The organism is Pseudomonas sp. BN515, assembly GCF_029873155.1.
In the GTDB taxonomy this organism is placed as follows: Bacteria; Pseudomonadota; Gammaproteobacteria; order Pseudomonadales; family Pseudomonadaceae; genus Metapseudomonas.
The window spans coordinates 192,391-208,480 of record NZ_SSOH01000072.1; the positions used below are offsets into that span (position 1 = coordinate 192,391).

At 55.8% G+C, this 16,090-nt stretch carries 16 protein-coding genes; 1 reads left to right on the forward strand and 15 read right to left on the reverse strand.

From position 1 onward, the window contains the following. Positions 1-118 precede the first annotated feature (118 nt). The 14 genes from E8E91_RS18955 to E8E91_RS19020 all read right to left on the reverse strand — a co-directional run bounded on the left by E8E91_RS18955 (position 119) and on the right by E8E91_RS19020 (position 14,232). Complete coding sequence (locus tag E8E91_RS18955) at positions 119-1,171, reverse strand: hypothetical protein (RefSeq protein ID WP_280377770.1); 1,053 nt, start codon at positions 1,169-1,171, stop codon at positions 119-121. Positions 1,172-1,258: 87 nt separating this feature from the next. Beyond that, complete coding sequence (locus tag E8E91_RS18960; RefSeq protein ID WP_280377772.1) at positions 1,259-1,549, reverse strand: hypothetical protein; 291 nt, start codon at positions 1,547-1,549, stop codon at positions 1,259-1,261. Between the two features lie 53 nt (positions 1,550-1,602). After that, a complete protein-coding gene (locus E8E91_RS18965; RefSeq protein ID WP_280377774.1) occupies positions 1,603-3,855 on the reverse strand; it encodes a tape measure protein in 2,253 nt (750 codons plus the stop codon). Continuing rightward, positions 3,852-4,139, reverse strand: a complete 288-nt coding sequence (locus E8E91_RS18970) for a hypothetical protein (protein WP_280377777.1) — start codon at positions 4,137-4,139, stop codon at positions 3,852-3,854. The genes E8E91_RS18965 and E8E91_RS18970 overlap by 4 nt, the downstream gene beginning before the upstream one ends. Next, entirely contained in the window at positions 4,139-4,651 is a 513-nt protein-coding gene (locus E8E91_RS18975) for a hypothetical protein (protein WP_280377779.1), read from the reverse strand. The genes E8E91_RS18970 and E8E91_RS18975 overlap by 1 nt, the downstream gene beginning before the upstream one ends. Positions 4,652-4,882: 231 nt before the next feature. Further along, a complete protein-coding gene (locus E8E91_RS18980) occupies positions 4,883-5,149 on the reverse strand; it encodes a hypothetical protein (protein ID WP_280377782.1) in 267 nt (88 codons plus the stop codon). Between the two features lie 143 nt (positions 5,150-5,292). After that, positions 5,293-5,700, reverse strand: coding sequence for a hypothetical protein (locus tag E8E91_RS18985; protein WP_280377785.1), 408 nt, complete (start codon positions 5,698-5,700; stop codon positions 5,293-5,295). 241 nt (positions 5,701-5,941) lie between these two features. Then, a complete protein-coding gene (locus E8E91_RS18990; RefSeq protein ID WP_280377787.1) occupies positions 5,942-6,136 on the reverse strand; it encodes a hypothetical protein in 195 nt (64 codons plus the stop codon). Positions 6,137-7,048: 912 nt separating this feature from the next. After that, positions 7,049-8,575, reverse strand: coding sequence for a recombinase family protein (locus E8E91_RS18995; protein ID WP_280377790.1), 1,527 nt, complete (start codon positions 8,573-8,575; stop codon positions 7,049-7,051). A gap of 50 nt (positions 8,576-8,625) precedes the next feature. Then, entirely contained in the window at positions 8,626-10,320 is a 1,695-nt protein-coding gene (locus tag E8E91_RS19000) for a VWA domain-containing protein (RefSeq protein ID WP_280377793.1), read from the reverse strand. Positions 10,321-10,648: 328 nt separating this feature from the next. Beyond that, positions 10,649-12,082, reverse strand: coding sequence for a PLP-dependent aminotransferase family protein (locus E8E91_RS19005; protein ID WP_226282285.1), 1,434 nt, complete (start codon positions 12,080-12,082; stop codon positions 10,649-10,651). A 154-nt stretch (positions 12,083-12,236) separates the two neighbouring features. Then, a complete protein-coding gene (locus E8E91_RS19010) occupies positions 12,237-13,049 on the reverse strand; it encodes an OmpA family protein (RefSeq protein ID WP_280377796.1) in 813 nt (270 codons plus the stop codon). After that, the gene (locus E8E91_RS19015) at positions 13,046-13,402 is read right to left on the reverse strand and encodes a DUF4398 domain-containing protein (protein ID WP_190829810.1); all 357 of its coding nucleotides are present in this window, start codon (positions 13,400-13,402) and stop codon (positions 13,046-13,048) included. The genes E8E91_RS19010 and E8E91_RS19015 overlap by 4 nt, the downstream gene beginning before the upstream one ends. Before the next feature lie 14 nt (positions 13,403-13,416). Beyond that, complete coding sequence (locus E8E91_RS19020) at positions 13,417-14,232, reverse strand: transporter substrate-binding domain-containing protein (RefSeq protein WP_280363844.1); 816 nt, start codon at positions 14,230-14,232, stop codon at positions 13,417-13,419. Positions 14,233-14,347: 115 nt separating this feature from the next. Here E8E91_RS19020 and E8E91_RS19025 point away from each other — a divergent pair, with 115 nt between their 5' ends. Next, positions 14,348-15,277: an alpha/beta hydrolase gene (locus E8E91_RS19025; protein ID WP_280377798.1), complete on the forward strand. Its 930-nt coding sequence runs from the start codon at positions 14,348-14,350 to the stop codon at positions 15,275-15,277. 195 nt (positions 15,278-15,472) lie between these two features. Here E8E91_RS19025 and E8E91_RS19030 read toward each other — a convergent pair. Continuing rightward, the coding region (locus E8E91_RS19030; protein WP_280377801.1) for an FAD-binding protein at positions 15,473-16,090 on the reverse strand (618 nt) is incomplete at its 5' end.

Sequence of the window (16,090 nt, forward strand, 5' to 3'; positions counted from 1 at the left end):
AACTACCACAGAATGTACACATGCAAATATGCTGGAAGCCCCGCCATTACTGGCGTTGAGGCATGTATTTGAAAAGTTCTGTGATTGAAGTCTCTACTACACACCTGCTTCGCCTTCATCAAATCCCTTTCAAATATGGCTTGAGCAAGTCCCGTACATATTCTAAATCCATCTGTTGGCCGTGCATTACCTTCCAGCCAAAGATAGCCACTTTATCGATTACGGATTGGGGAACCTGAACTGTATTTACCATGAATGCAGCAGCTTCAAATTCTTGTAATTGTTCAAGCAGGGGAACCAGAGCGGCAATATCATCAGGACGGGATGTAGCATGACGCTCCAACTCATGGATAAGCACGCTAATTTGGCTTAGGCCGCTAGTAGAGAAATTATAAACTTCTTTCCCGGATAGCAGGGCTTGAAGCTGGCCAAGCTTTACCGTGCTGCATTCGTGCAGTTCGTCTAGCGTTAGGCCAAGTTCTTCAAGGAATAGCTCTAGCTGTGTAATGCGTTTAATACGCTGTGTCGGCTGTACCTTGGCTCTCTTAGCAAACTCTGTAACTACACCCTCACCAAAATAGCGAATGATTCGGCGGATAATGCCTTTACGGGATTCGTCTTCGGACACAAAGTTAGCAGCGGACGTTTTAGAGCGATGAATACACTTGCCATATCCAAAGTATTTATTGCCATGGCTTTTGTTTGGATGTTCTGGACACACAAATATATTTTCAGAATGTACTAGCCCGATGTAATCGCTGTCTTTTGGTTTTACCGGGTGAACGTGGGCCAGTGCATACAAACGCCCCTCACCACCAAACCCATTAGCCCGCAGATAATATTTATAAACATCGTATAGCTCCACCAAGCTTTCTACAGTGTGGCCGTGGAAAATATCTAATGTTCCGGCTCGCTGGGCTTCTGCCGCCATGTAATACGCAAAGGCGCTTGTCTGGAAGCGTTCCAATCTGGAATCATCCATAGCTTTGCGTTTATCAGTGGCTTTTCGTGTGGACTTACATTCTGCTTTGCAATACACCTGCCATGCGGTGGATGGACGGAAAGTCTTACGGCAGGATTTACACTTTTTGGTAGTGTTTAACTTCTTGCGTGGTTTACTGGCTGTTTGTTTCTTCGCTGGTAGCCCCGACACGGTTGGCTCCTTTTTCATTAAAATTCATACGGCAGTTGCCCGAACAGAACGGGCGGTTTTTGGTTACGTAGAACAGCACTCCACAAGTGCGGCATGTGCAACGTTTCATCTCAAATCCTCATATTTGTTTCGTTCGTGACGCTGAATTGCCAGAGCAATCCGCTTATCAACTTCTTCAAGCAATTCGCCATCGTATTTTACTAGCCTTGCTTCCATTTGGCTGATGGTGGCTAGCCTATTGCGTTGCTGTTCATTGTTATTAGCGATTAATAACTCTACACGCCGATACAGACTGTGGGACTCGCTAGAGAAAACGAATGTTGCGACTTTTAGCGTAATAAGTTGCGGGCAAATTACCAACGCAAGCCAGAGCAAGGCTATTTTCAAATAATTCATTTTTTATTCCATGGAGAAGGGGCGGGGATACTGCACGTATCCCCTACCCGGTTTTATTCGTCTTCGGGGTTCCATTGTTGCAAGCCCCTAAATGCCTTCTGCATTTCACCGTGAACACCAGACCTAACCGCTTGGGCTAGCTGCTGTTCGTTCAGGCCGGAGCCTTCGACATTCACAACAATATCGCCAAAGTTATTTGTTGTAGTATTGCTGGTAGCTGTAGGTACTGGAGACAATAGCGGCGATGGCTGTTCCACCCTTGACATATTGGCAGCTACGTTAGGTGGAAGCTGGAAAGACTTCTGCGAGATTTCTTGAATAAACTGCGTCAGCTTATCACTACGGCTTGTCTGCTCATCTTCTGGCATATGTGGCATTACGTTAGCCCCACCGAATACACGCTGTGCCCAATCTGTTTTACCAAGACGCTCAGCGAAGCTTGTAGACGGATTAGCCTTAGCGGATTGGACTTGGTTGTTTACCAGATTGGCGGGAGAGTTTTTGAAGTTCTCCATAACTATCTTAAAGCCAATTTCCCACTTACCTTCCGTAATGGCGTGTAAACCTTCCAAGATTTTATTTGTAGCGGTTAGGCTGTCTTGCAAACTCTGCAACATTGTGTCGAATACGCCAGCCTTCTCCATTTCTTGGAAAATTAACTGCCAGCCCTTCGCAATGTCACCAACCAACACGCCAAGGTTACGGGACAAACCAACTACTTCATTCAACAGACCGCGTAGGCGTTCCGCGTCTTCTGGTGCTAGGAAGTCACTAAAAGCGTTTGGCTTACCGTTAAAATATGCCAGCAATTCCGAAACAATACGTGTTGTCCCGTCCATACTATCTAGAAGCTTGGCGCCAGCGGCCCCAGCTCTTTCGATAAACGGTGTGGCTTCTTTCCAAAGTTTCACCATGCTTTCATCAAGCTGTTTACGGCTCTTGGCCAACTGGCCGTCGTTATACTTGTATGCGGCCTCAAGGGCTTCATTCTTGGCGTTCTCACGACGATTTAAATACGACTCGTGACTATTTCTTGCAGTGTCGAGTTTTCCGCCTCGATTAGCTTCTTTCTCAAGGCGTTTACCCAGTGCATCCAAGAATTCTAAAAGCTTGTTGCCCTTAATCTTGGCGTCTTCCATATCATCGGAGAATGCCTTAGCGGCTCTTTGCCCCGTCAATTTACCACCCTGTACATCCTGCCACGAGAGCGCCGCTAACCTATTGGAACCGGGAAGAGATTCAGCAACCTGTGATTTCCACTCTTCGGACATAAGCTGTCCCTTGCTCAAACTCTGGCCGATGGCTTTCAGGATTAACTGCTGGCTTTCCGTGTTGACGTTGGAGCCTTTCGCAAACTTTAATAGTCCGCCTAGGAAGCCCTGCGACTTATCGGCAGTCATACCCGCGTCCGTCATATTTTGGAGACTGGACGTATACGAAGGGGAAAGCTCTTGGGCATTCACCCCAAGGAAGTCGGCAAGCTCCATAAATCGCTTATCAGCGGCTTCAATCTGGCCCTTGTCGTTGTTAAAAATTGCGTTGTATTGCGCCTTTCTAGCGGCGCCTTTACCGCCAGCATCCACGGCGGCATCTGTAAACGCCTTCAAGCCAATGACGGCGGTGGAGAATGCTGCGGCTAGCCCCAAAGCTCCGGCCTGTGCGGCGGAGAAACCGCCTAACATGCCGCCAATGCCGGCCCCTACACCACCACCAGCCCCAGCATGGCCAAACACGCCTAAACGGCTTGTAAGGGCGTTTACACGCGGTTGAATAAGAGCATTGGCACGCTGTAAGGCTTGCTCTGCCCGAAGGTGGGCAACGCTGGCCCGACTGGCTGCGGCTGCTGCTTGGGAATGTCGTGTTTGGAGGCGCTGGGCTTCTTGGGCAATACGTAAACGCTGGGCTTCGGCCTGTAGGCTAAATCGCTGCTGCTGGGCCGCGTTACGTTGTTCCTGTGCCGCTGCCTTGCCAGCCGCGATGTTGGCTTTATGCTGACGCTCTGCCAACTTGGCTTGTTGTTCAGCGGCCTTTAACGCTTGCTGTTGCTGGACGGCCTGTAACTTACCGTTTTGTAAAGTGGCCTGAAATTGCTCACGGGTTAACCGCTGCTGTTGCTGGAGTTGCTTTTGTAGATTTAACTTCGGGAAAATCCCTAGCTGACGCTCCAGCTTTTTAGCTAGATGACCAATACCAACCATGCGTTGCTGTAGCTGATTCAGCATCACTTGATAACGTTGTAAACCAGATTGGTCGATGTGGAACTTTAGCGTGCCTGTTAGCGTTGCAATATTTTTTTCTAAACTCATAAATTATCTAACCTAAACACCCAACTACCGGCCTTCAAAATGTGGCCTGTGGGCAATGTCCAATCTGTTAATAATGTGTAGCTGCTATTCATGTATCTAGGGTTAGCCCTGTTGAATTCACCACATGCTTTGAAAATTTCTTCTGCCGTAAAATCGTCAGTCGACATTACAAGTTGAATCCTTGGAATATCGACTGCTTTAACAACAAGGCCGGATTTCTCCGGCCCTTTGTTCACGCTGTCTGGCTTTCCATATTTAGCCAGCAGGATTTCTTTAACGTCCATTACGCAGCTTCGCTTTCAATGGCCGCTTTAGCCGCTTCCAATTCTTCGGCGTACAGGGCTTCGACTTCTGCCCTTGCAGCGGCTAACTCTTCGGCTTCCTGACGTGCTTTCTCTTCTTCACGCTGGCGAAGCTTCATTGCCACAGAGGCACGGGCTACCTGTTCAACATGCTCTGCTTTCTTCTGTACCAATTCAGCCCGGTAAGCCTCTTCCACTGCCGCATAAATTACTTTCAGGTCTGCGGATTGGAGTTTCTGGGGTTTAATCAGGTAGCAGTAACTATAGCCGTGGGAAACAGTGAATAGTTCAGCTAGTTTCCCTTCGGGAATGGTGTAGCCCGCCTTAATCATGTTGGCATATTTTTGTAGGAACTGCTGCCCGTAATCGCCGGAGCAAATTACGATTGCCCCTTTTTTGATAGGGCTGTCTTCATCGGTTAGATAGTTCAGTTTGGCGGTTTCTTGCAGGGCTTTGAGCTGATTAGCGTCAAAGTTGAAATTTACAAGTGTCATAGGAATTTCCTTAAATAGAATAAAGTGTATAAATTGGTTTAATTAAAAATTGGTCAGGTTGAATCCAAGCATTACCACGTCTATCTTGGAGTCTCTGGAATTTACGGGCAGTTTCAGGGGTTACAGCGATGTATTCGTAATCGTCCCTAGGCTTTGGCGGTAAGAGCGATTCGATTACAGCAACATAACAGCCGCTGAGAACGTGTTTAATCAAATACGTTGTCAGGGATTTCATCTCACTAACCTTAATTTTGGGCGACTATCAGGAATCGCCAAGATTTCAACGGGAACGCCATCGTCTCCGTAAAATTGTTTTAGATAATAGTATTCGGCAATCTGCCATTTACTAACCTCCACCACTTCTAGGCGTGTGCCTAAGCGTGGGCCTACGTGCAACACCATATCTTCAACGTCCTTGATGCTGTGTCGGCCTTTTACTTCCAAATGTACGAAGTAAACACTTCCCACACTGGAATACACTAAATAGTGTTTCTTCATTGTTTTACTCCAAGATAGTCGGGGAATCGTCAAATTCCGAGGTTTAAATCCCCGTTATCCGGGGCTTGTAGACGTGTAAAACTTGCAGGATGGGCAACCCCTTGGACTGCATGTTTTAAGACTCGGTAAGCTAGGAAATACGTTCAAGCGTATTGGGCGAGATACTGACGACCAGCTACCAATCCACAGTTGAATTCGTGGTGTAACTCGTGTTCATCGCAGCCGGGATTATCAGCAATAAATTTGGCGATGGACGCAGCCCGATCAATTACACGTTCAGGCTGTGGCGCTCTGTAAGAAATTCTTTGCGGAGTTACTTTGGCGGACCTACCGTCAATCACAGCATCGTGAACAGTTGGCGACATAATCATCAGTTCGCCAAGATCGGGAAGGACTTCGGAATTGGTTTTCAACCATTTGTAGTATTTATCCAGAGCCTTGTCAGTGGCTAGGATAAACCTATCAACTTTGGTATCTGTGGGGGTGTAGCTGCTGGCGATTACGCCAACGATTAAATTCGAGGGTGAATTTATATGAAAATAACTTGCCATGGGTTTCTCTATGTATAGGTCATATTATCTCTCTCGCTTAGGGATTGGTTAGATTGTGTGTGGTTGAATTTTGTTTATATGTATCTGTTCCCCTGCTTCCACTGCATCATTGAAGCGATGCAACATTACGTAGTCCGCTAATACAAACAATGTGGACGGGGAATTTACTGGAACTGTGGTTGATACGATGGCATGGGTTACATAGCCGGTAGATCGATCAATCACCAAATAGCGGGGGTAATTATCCATTTGTTACCCCTGCAAGCTGGGATTCTTCAAATTGGCGGATTAGCTCCGCTTCATCAGCCAATTTACGTTTACGCTGTTCGTGACGAAACACTTTAACTTGGCAGTAAGTTGAACAGAACTTACGCGTGCTGCGACGGGCTATAATTGGCTTCCCGCAGCATGCACAATTTTTTACTACTACGGCCATATACGGCTCCTTTGAATTATTTAATATGTATTTACATAATCTCCAGACGAACAAAAAGGGCACGCATTTGTGCCCTTTTTGTTTTGCCACGGCGGAGTTACAAACTATGTCCGGTTTGTATCGGTTGAAGGGTTAGACGCTGTTTTGACCCAACCACAGCCGGGGTTGTTCTGACGGAGCTAACCGCAGGTCTGTTTATCAGCTACGGGGAATGCCGCTGATAAAGGCACGCTAAGGAGTTCCCCTACCTATTTACCAACCGCACTACAGGCGAAGTGCTATGGAGGCCGAATTAAGCCCGGTTGTAGAATTCATTCTAGGAGAGTTGCCCCGGAGTGGGGCTGGTATTACGGAAGGAGGCTAGGAAGTTGTTTAAACTTTTCTCCAGCCCATATGTATATTCTCGCATGAGAAGTGCAATTTGTCAATCATTATTACGCAAACAAAGCAACTATTTTCTAACTTTTTTATTGTTTAGAAGTTTACGTTAATAACCGTGGCCACGGCCAGTTGTCATGCTGCTGGCAGCCTTATTTTTAATAGAAACTGGAATGCATGAATTTATACAGGAATGTATTTATTCATAGAAACAGCGGCTAGCCGCAGGCTGTGACTGGCCGTAGCCACGGCTTATTAAATTGTCTATTGGGGTATCCCCGCAGGGGCGTTGATACAACGTTGATAATTATGCTGCGTTTTAGCGAAACGGGCTGGAACGCCTGTGGCTACTGACTGTAAGCAGATTGGAGAGGATGGGGGCTAGCAGCCGGGAGGACTGGCCCCAGCCGGGGCGAATTCAGGTCTACTCCCTACCCCTCGCTAACGCTGGCGGGGAATCCTAGGGTAGCACGAAATAGACAGATCTGTCTATACATTTCGATAGGCTTTTATCAATGAACGCCCTGCCCTTCATTACGACTCGGGAGGCTCGGCAGCGTCAAGCTTTGGCTTTGGCTGGTGCTTCTTGGAGGATGGATTGGGGAACTCCCGGCGCCCGTCTGGTGTGTCCAGCAGATACATGGCGGGCTTAGGGGCATACCCCGCGTATGCGTAACTGATGACGTCTTCCCCGCTTGGGCTGGGGGCCGTGATGCTGCCATCAGGGAAGAAACCGATGGCGTAATCCACCGATTTCAGCATGGCGTTCAGCCGCATACCGTCGAGAAATTCCAAAGATACGCCTACGTCATGTGCAAAGACCGGCTCAATGTGCGAGCTATCGCTCTCCAAGAAATTCAATCGGCCTTGCTTCTCATCCTGAGCTTCGACCAACACCTGAATACGACGTTTTAACTGGTCCGTCATACGAAGCTCCGCAAGCTCGTACAGGTTGGCGAGACGCTGGTTGATATCATCCAACTCACCACGGACCACGATGGCCTGCTTCTGACTTTCTGAAAGCTGCTGACGTTTGAGTGCCGCCTGCACGTACGGAACCGAGGTCCATTTTCGTATTTGATCGAATAGGAGATACGGAACCGACGTGTTGTTGGTGCAACCTAACTGGCCAATGCGGTGGCGCCTACCGCAAACGAAGAACGTCCCCTTGCCTTTGTTAGCCTTCACCGTGGCATTCGCACCACACACGCCACACCGTACCAAGCCAGCCAGCAGATACTTCCTCGCTGCTGCGGGTGTAGGAGCGTTGGCATTAGGTTTCAGCCGCTGCTGTACCCGGTAGAACAGCTCCCTATCAATGACAGGCGGGAAAGCGTCCGGGATATCGCCCCAATAACCAATGGCAACCTTCAGGCCCATCCAACGGCGGATTGTGGTGGGGTCCAGCTTGGCCAACAGCGGATGCTTGTCAGCGATACGCGCGTGAATGCGTTTTTCGCCAATCCCCGTGGCGAAGTCTTCGAAGGATTGGCGAATCAGGGGGGCCAGATCATCGATCAGCTTGCCATCCTTATCGAGCCATATCGGCGTGCGGATTTTGACCTTCTCGCCATCCTTCGCTTTCTTCTGGCGACTTACGTAGCTCTCCCGTACACGGCGGGACAGCGTGGCACTGTAGTTGTAAGCCTGCTGAATCTTGCCGATCAGTTGGAACAGGTTGTGATTATTCACCGATTCCCTGTCGTACCGGGCGCCATCGTCCAGCGTAATGATGGTGACACCCGCCAACACGATTTCTGAGAAAAGCGGGAACATCTCCAGAGGCTCAAGGCGCCCTGCCCTATCAATGGCTTCAATCAGGATCACATCACCGGGCTTTATCGCCCCATCGCGGACAGCCTGTAGCAACTTGCCGAAGTTGTGCTTGAGGTGGGCGCCCTTGAAGCCAGAGCGGCCTAAGTCCTTGAACGTCTGCGTAAACAGCGTGTAGTCAGGATTCGCCGCCAGCCACTTACCAATCATTTCTTCCTGACGCTCTACAGTCGATCCCGCCCGCTGGGAAACGTGGCTGAAACGTAGGTACGGCACGGCATAGGGCATGGGGAGCCACCATCAGACAGGGCTGTAAAATCTGATGGTAGCACGGGCGATCATTGCAAGCTTTGCGCGAGTTCCACCAGTTGCACGAACTCGCCGCGCAGGCCGAAGCGATCGTCGCCACGGGCTCCACGGGCCAGCCCGGCGCTGTCGGCCAGACCGAAGTCGCCGGTGTACTGACCACCCTTGAGTTGCTGGGCGAAGGCCGCAACCGCAGCGGCGAAACGCAGGTCCTCGCTGGCCTGCTCCAGCGGGATGGCCTTGCCGGCTGCGATGGGACGCTCCAGCAAGCGGCTCTGCTCCGAGCCCGGTGCCTTGTAGCGCACCCGCAGCCAGGCCAGCTCGCCGGCCTTGCCTTCGGCTTTCGCGGCGCTCTGGTAGCGCAGCGGCTCCAGCCAGCCCTTGGCACCGGCGGGCACGACCTCGTAGAGCGCGGTGATGGTATGCCCGGCCCCGATCTCGCCGGCATCCACCTTGTCATTGCTGAAGTCTTCCCGCTTCAGAGCACGATTTTCATAGCCCAGCAGGCGGTACTCACTCACTTCAGCGGGGTTGAACTCCAGCTGCAGTTTCACGTCCCGCGCCACCACCGACAGGGTGGAGCCGAGCTGGTCCACCAACACCTTGCGCGCTTCGCGCAGGTTGTCGATGTAGGCGTAGTTGCCGTCGCCGGCGTCGGCCAATTGCTCCATCAACCGCTCGTTGTAGTTGTCCACGCCGAAGCCCAGGGTGGTCAGGGAAACCCCGCCCTTGCGCTTCTGCGCGGCCAGTTGCTTGAGGCTATCGAAATCGCTGATGCCAACATTGAAGTCGCCGTCGGTGGCCAGGAGGATGCGGTTGATGCCTTCCGGGATCAGGCCCTTCTGCGCTTCGGCATAGGCCAGCTGGATGCCCGACTCGCCCGCCGTGGAGCCGCCAGCGCTCAGCTGTTCGATGGCCGCGCGGATCTTCGCCTTCTCGTTGCCGGGCGTGGAGCCCAGTACCACCCTCGCCTCCCCGGCATAGGTGACCAGGGAGACTCGATCCTGCGGGCGCAACTGGTCCACCAAGAGCTTGAGGGTGCCCTGCACCATGGGCAGGCCTTCGCGGCGGTCCATGGAACCCGAGACGTCCACCAGGAATACCAGGTTGGCCGGGGGCAGTTGTTCGACGCTGCTGTCGGAGGCCTTTATCGCCACGCGCAACAGGCGGGTTTGCGGATTCCAGGGGGTCTGCGCCTGCTCGATACCGATGCCGAAGGGCACGTCGCCTTCCGGCAGCGGATAGTGGTACGGGAAGTAGTTGACCATCTCCTCCAGCCGCACGGCATCGGCCGGCGGCAGCTGCCCGCCGTTCAGGAAGCGCCGCACATTGGCGTAGCTGCCGGTGTCGACATCGATGCTGAAGGTGGATACCGGATCGCTGACAACCACGTGGACCGGGTTATCGGGAAGATGCTGGTACTGCTCGCGAGGAACATCGCGATAGCCCGGCTGCAACGCATCCGTCATGGGGGCGGGCGCGATCATGGGCATCTGCTGCACCTCGGCGGCGTAATCGGCGCGCTTGGCCATGGATGCCGGCGCACTGGCCTTGCTCTCCTCGCGCAGTTCAGGCTCGACCTGGATCGATGCGGGCGGCGGCGCCTCGGCCTTGCCGCTGGCGGGTGCAGACGCATCCTGCGCACTGCAGGCGGCCAGGGCCAGCAGCAGGCCGGCGGTGAAGCCGGCGGCCAGGGGTTGGTGCTGAAGGAAACTGTGGCTGGACATGGGACGCCTCCTGGGAACGAATGAGCCATTCGCACCAGTAGACGGAGGCGCCTTGCCAAACGGGTTAAGGCTGCGTGGATTCTTGAACGGGGGCGAGCCTACCAAACACAAGGCCGACCTCTTTGACTCGGTCTGGATCGTAGGGTGCGCTGTGCGCACCGACTTCAGAATCACCTTCGGCACCGCACCAAACCGCTGGTGCGCACGGCGCACCCTACCGGATCGGCGTCATCCTGCCAGTCCGAGCATTTGAATCGTCACAGGCAGAGCCGATGACTCATGACCACGTTCTCAGGACGTGGCTTCCCAGGTTCAAATGAATTCGCCCCTACAGACCGGCCTCCTGGCAGAGCTGCTTGGCCAGCATGCCGAGGGTCATGATGGCCCGTTCGGCCTCACGGTTCCACGGGATGCCGCAGTTCAGCCGCACGCAGTGGTTGAACTGCTCGGTGTTACTGAAGATCAGCCCCGGCGCAATGCTGATGCCCTGCTGCAGGGCGCGCACGTGCAGGTCTTTGGTGTTCACCTTGGCCGGCAGGCTGATCCAGAGGATGAAGCCGCCATTGGGACGGGTGATCTGGGTGCCTTCGGGGAAGTACTGCTGCACGCCCAGTTGGAATGCGGTGAGGTTCTTCCGGTACTCCTGGCGGATGTAGCGCAGGTGCCGGTCGTAACCGCCGTTCTCCAGGTAGGCGGCCACCCCCATCTGGGTAACGCTGCACGCCGAGTGGGTGCTGAAGGTCTGCAGGCGCTGGATTTCCGCCTGGTACTTGCCGGCGATCATCCAGCCGATGCGCACACCGGGCGACAGGGTCTTGGAGAAGCTGGAACAGTAGATCACCCGGTCATCGAGGTCGTAGGCCTTGATCGCCTTGGACGGCCCCTGGTCGAACATCAGCTCGCCGTAGATATCGTCTTCGATGATCTGGATGTCGAAGTCCGAGGAGAGGCGCAGCAGCTGCTTCTGGCGCTCTTCGGGGATGGTGCCACCCAGGGGATTGCTCAGCCGCGCAGTCAACACCAGCGCCTTGATCGGCCACTGGTTGGCGGCCAGTTGCAGGGCCTCCAGGCTGATGCCGGTGGTGGGGTCGCTGGGAATCTCGATCACCTTCAGACCGAGCAGGTCGGCCAGTTGCAGCAGGCCGTAATAGGTCGGCGACTCGGTGGCGATCAGGTCGCCGGGACGGGTCAGCACCCGCAAGCTCATCTGCAGGGCGTCCACGCAGCCGTGGGTGATCACCACTTCGCTCGGGTCCACCACCACGCCGGCATCGCGCATGCGGATGGCCACCTGGCGACGCAGCGGTTCGAAGCCAGGGCTGAACATGTAGCTGAAGGCGCGCGGGCTATGGAAACGGGTGACCTTGGCCAGTTGCTGGTGCAGGGTGCGCACCGGCAGGTAATCGACATGGGGAACCGCCGCGCCCAGTGGGAACACACCTTCGCGGCGGGATTCGGCCAGTACCTGCTGGATGATGCTGGCACGGGTGACGAGGCCCGGGCGTTCGACACGGGCGATATCCGGGGTGGATGCGGTCAGGGCCGGCGTCTGGTGCACGTAGAAACCGGACTGCGGGCGAGCGCGGATCAGCCCCTGGTCTTCCAGGCTGGCGTAGGCCTGCAGCACCGTGGCGTGGCTGACATTGAGCTGGGAGCTGAGCTTGCGCACCGAGGGTACGCGTTCGCCGGGCTGGTAGACGCCACGGCGAATGTCATCGGCCAGTTGCTGGGCGATGCGCTGGTAAAGCAACAGATTGGTCATGTAGGCGGCACCTGTATCACTGGACCGAAACACTATCCGAACACTCTGTAACTGCACCGGTACAGATCGGGAAATTGTGGGCATTACAGTGAATTTGTCCAGGCACTAAAAAGCCCCGGTGCCGAACGGCAACCGGGGCCCTTCGTTTCAGGCATCAGCGTGCCGGGCCGAGTTCGCCCTTCTCGTTGGAAAAGACGATCTCCACGCGACGGTTCTGCGCTCTGCCCCGGTTGGAAGCGTTTTCCGCCACCGGGAAGGCCTCGCCGTAGCCCTGGACCTGGATGCGCTTGGCATCGATGCCGAGGTCGACCAGGGCGTCGGCCACCGCTTGCGCGCGGTCAGCGGAAAGCCTGAGGTTATCCGGCTTGGTGCCGCTGCTGTCGGTGTAGCCCTCGATGCGCACGACGCGCCGCGGGTTGAGCTGGAGGAACTGCACCAGCTTGAGCACGGTGCGGTTGGCCGAAGCCTTGAGGTCGGCGTGACCGGTATCGAACAGCACGTCACCCAGGGTCATCACCAGTCCGCGATCGGTTTCGGTGGCGGCCAGGGCGATCATCTGCTCTTCCAGCCATTTGCCCTGCTGCTGAACGCTGAGCATCTTGGCTTCACGCAGTGCCAGTTGCAGGCGCTCGCGTTCCAGTTGCAGCTTGGCGGCACGGGCCTGGTTCTGGCTCTGCTCGCTGTTCTGGCTGGCGATTTCGCTGTAGCGCTGGCTCAGGTAGGCGTAATGGACGACGTCGACATCGTTGCCCCAGTAGCTGGACAGTCGCTCGGCGCGGGCCAGGGATTCGCCGGCCCGGATCACGTCCTTGGGTGCGGCGCTGAGGACGCTCTGGTCCTCCTTGACCTTCTGGAACATCTGCCGGGCCTGCTCCAGGCTCTGTTCGGTCTGCTGCTGGTTGGCGCAACCGCCAAGCAGGCCGAGGCCGATCAACAGGCCGGCGGTCAAAGCATGAGTCCGCTTCACTGCACATCTCCCAACTGCTTGCGCAGGCGATTGATCCGCGACGTCAGCTCGGCCAACTGGTCCTGGCTCTTCTTGGTCAGTACCTTGGCCTCGGCCAGGCGCGCGTCCAGTTCGGCTTCCTCGGCGAGGATGCGAGCGCGCTTGTAGTCCTGCTCGCCCATGTTCTTCTCGGCCAGGGCGAGCTTCTCCTGGGCAAGCTTCATTTCCTCGATCTGATCGGTGGCGCCAACGGCCGTGGCCTGCTCCACCGCCTTGTGGGTCAGGCGCATCTGTTCGATGGGTGCCGGGTCGTTGGCGCAGCCGGCCAGGGCCAGCACAGCCAGGCCGGCTGCAAACAGGGGTGTCTTGCTCACTAGAGGGTTCCTAATCATTCGGGCGTGGCGACCGGTTGCATCTGCAGTGCCTTCCAGCGTTCCAGGTTGCGCTGCAGCAGGGTTTCCGGCACTCCGGCGGCGACCAATTCTGTCATCTTTTTGGCCAACTGTCCGCGCAGCCAGGGATCGTTGCAGGCCGAGTTGTGGGACAGGGTCAGGTACAGACCTTCACTGGAAATCGGCGGTTCCAGGGCGACCAGATCGTCGGCCATGCCAAGGGTGTCGGCCAGCACCAGGCCGGGGTAGCGCTCATAGAGCACGTACTCGGTGCGCTCAAGCAGAAGCTTCTGGTAGGCCTGGGTCAGGCTGGGGACCTCCTCGAGCTTGAGGTTTTCCCTGGCAAACTGGTCGAAGGCTTGGCCGAAGCTGTTCTTCACCAGGGTGCCACCGGTGTGGCTGCGCAGGTCGTCCCAGCCGCTGTAGGGGAATGCCTTGTCGCGCTTAACCCAGACGACGCTCTGGGTTTCGAGAAACGCCGGATGCACGTAGTCCATGGTTTCCAGGCGCGGAAGCGTGAGGAAGGCTCCGGCGATCAGATCGACCCGGCCGGTGCGGACTTCATCCTGGGCGCGGGACCAGGGACCGGTGTAGAGGATTTCCACCTTCAGCCCGAGCTCCTTGGCGATCTGCTTGAGCAGGTCGGCATTGGCGCCTATCAGTTGCTTGGGGTTCTCCGGATCACGCCAGAGGTAGGGCGGGTACTCGGGATTGCCGGTGGCCACCAGGCGCTCGCATTTCCCGGCCGCCTGCCCGAGTCCAGGAAGCAGGCACAGCACGAGGAGAAGGAACGAGCGGTGGAATCTTGGCATCTGAGGTTTCCCGGACTGGACATTCGATTGGCCGCAGCGTGGGCGGCATCGCCTGGAACGAGCTTCATGCTAGCGTACAGGCGGCTTCTAGAACTATTCGTGATAAGGACAGGCCATGAAGAAATTCATCATCGTAGTCGTCATGCTGCTGGCGGCTGCGGCGGCAACCCTCTACTTCTCTCCCGCTACGCTGACCGCCAGCGTGCGCCTGGTGGAACGCCAGCTCGCCGGCTTGTCGGAGCGGCAGGTCGCGCTGGGCGATCTTAGCATCCATTACTACGAGGGCGGCCCGGCCAAGGGCGAAACCATCGTGATGATTCATGGATTCGGCGCCAACAAGGACAACTGGCTGCGATTCGCCCGCCATTTCACCCAGCGCTATCACGTCATCGCCCTGGACCTGCCCGGCTTTGGCGACAGCGACCGGCCAGCAGGCAGCTACGACGTCGGCACCCAGGCCGAGCGCCTGGAGTCCTTCATCAAGACGCTGGAGCTGGGCAAGGTGCACCTGGTAGGGAACTCCATGGGCGGCCATATCGCCGGCCTCTTCGCGGCCCGCTACCCGCAGCAGGTGCGCAGCCTGGCAATGTTCGACAACGGCGGCATCACGGCGCCGAACAAGAGCGAGCTGTTCAACTTGATCGAAAGCGGCCAGCCCAATCCGCTGGTGGTGCGCAGTGCCGGAGACTTCCAGCGCATGCTGGATTTCGTCTTCGTCGAGCCGCCGCCCCTGCCTGAGTCGGTGAAGTCCTACCTGGCCGAGCAGTCCATGGCCAACGAGGCCCACTACGACGAAGTCTTCCGCCAGCTTCGCGAGCGCTACGTTCCGCTGGAGCCCGAACTGCCGCGAATCGAAGCCCCTACCCTGCTGCTCTGGGGCGATCGCGACCGGGTGCTGGATGTGTCCAGCATCGAGGTGATGAAGCCGCTACTGAAGAAACCCAGTGTGGTGATCATGCGGGACTGCGGCCACGCGCCCATGATCGAGCGGCCCGAGGAAACCGCCCGTCACTACCAGGCGTTCCTCGACGCTAGCCGTGGCTGACAGACAGTAAAAATGCTGTGTCTGCATTAAGGGTTACAAGTAGCTGTATTGCCCGTAGGAGCTGGCTTGCCAGCGAATGGTCCCTTTTCGCTGGCAAGCTAACTCCTACAAGGCTCTTGCAGCTAATTCAGACATAGCCATAAAAAAACCCGCTCCGAAGAGCGGGTTTTCAGTACAGCGAGCCGGAAAGCGCTATTACAGCAGCTTTTCCAGTTCCGGTACGGCTTCGAACAGGTCAGCCACCAGGCCGTAGTCAGCCACCTGGAAGATCGGGGCTTCTTCGTCCTTGTTGATCGCGACGATGACCTTGGAGTCTTTCATACCGGCCAGGTGCTGGATGGCACCGGAGATGCCCACGGCGATGTACAGCTGCGGGGCAACGATCTTGCCGGTCTGACCGACCTGCATGTCGTTCGGCACGAAGCCGGCGTCGACGGCGGCACGGGACGCACCAACAGCCGCGCCCAGCTTGTCGGCCAGGGCGTACAGGTGCTTGAAGTTGTCGCCGTTCTGCATGCCGCGGCCGCCGGAGACGACGATCTTGGCTGCGGTCAGTTCCGGACGGTCGGACTTGGCCAGTTCTTCGCCAACGAAGGCGGACTTGCCGGCGTCAGACACGGTGCCCACGGCTTCAACAGCGGCGGAACCGCCTTCAGCGGCAGCGGCGTCGAAACCAGTGGTACGCACGGTGATCACCTTCACGGCAGCCGAGGACTGCACGGTGGCGATGGCGTTGCCGGCGTAGATCGGACGCTTGAAGGTGTCGGCGCTTTCAACGGCGATGATCTCGGAGATCTGGTCGACGTCCAGCAG

Bases quoted from the DNA above. Each gene is read 5' to 3' on its own strand.
- E8E91_RS18955 (WP_280377770.1), bottom strand. From the start codon at position 1,171: ATGAAAAAGGAGCCAACCGTGTCGGGGCTACCAGCGAAGAAACAAACA.
- E8E91_RS18960 (WP_280377772.1), bottom strand. From the start codon at position 1,549: ATGAATTATTTGAAAATAGCCTTGCTCTGGCTTGCGTTGGTAATTTGC.
- E8E91_RS18965 (WP_280377774.1), bottom strand. From the start codon at position 3,855: ATGAGTTTAGAAAAAAATATTGCAACGCTAACAGGCACGCTAAAGTTC.
- E8E91_RS18970 (WP_280377777.1), bottom strand. From the start codon at position 4,139: ATGGACGTTAAAGAAATCCTGCTGGCTAAATATGGAAAGCCAGACAGC.
- E8E91_RS18975 (WP_280377779.1), bottom strand. From the start codon at position 4,651: ATGACACTTGTAAATTTCAACTTTGACGCTAATCAGCTCAAAGCCCTG.
- E8E91_RS18980 (WP_280377782.1), bottom strand. From the start codon at position 5,149: ATGAAGAAACACTATTTAGTGTATTCCAGTGTGGGAAGTGTTTACTTC.
- E8E91_RS18985 (WP_280377785.1), bottom strand. From the start codon at position 5,700: ATGGCAAGTTATTTTCATATAAATTCACCCTCGAATTTAATCGTTGGC.
- E8E91_RS18990 (WP_280377787.1), bottom strand. From the start codon at position 6,136: ATGGCCGTAGTAGTAAAAAATTGTGCATGCTGCGGGAAGCCAATTATA.
- E8E91_RS18995 (WP_280377790.1), bottom strand. From the start codon at position 8,575: ATGCCCTATGCCGTGCCGTACCTACGTTTCAGCCACGTTTCCCAGCGG.
- E8E91_RS19000 (WP_280377793.1), bottom strand. From the start codon at position 10,320: ATGTCCAGCCACAGTTTCCTTCAGCACCAACCCCTGGCCGCCGGCTTC.
- E8E91_RS19005 (WP_226282285.1), bottom strand. From the start codon at position 12,082: ATGACCAATCTGTTGCTTTACCAGCGCATCGCCCAGCAACTGGCCGAT.
- E8E91_RS19020 (WP_280363844.1), bottom strand. From the start codon at position 14,232: ATGCCAAGATTCCACCGCTCGTTCCTTCTCCTCGTGCTGTGCCTGCTT.
- E8E91_RS19025 (WP_280377798.1), top strand. From the start codon at position 14,348: ATGAAGAAATTCATCATCGTAGTCGTCATGCTGCTGGCGGCTGCGGCG.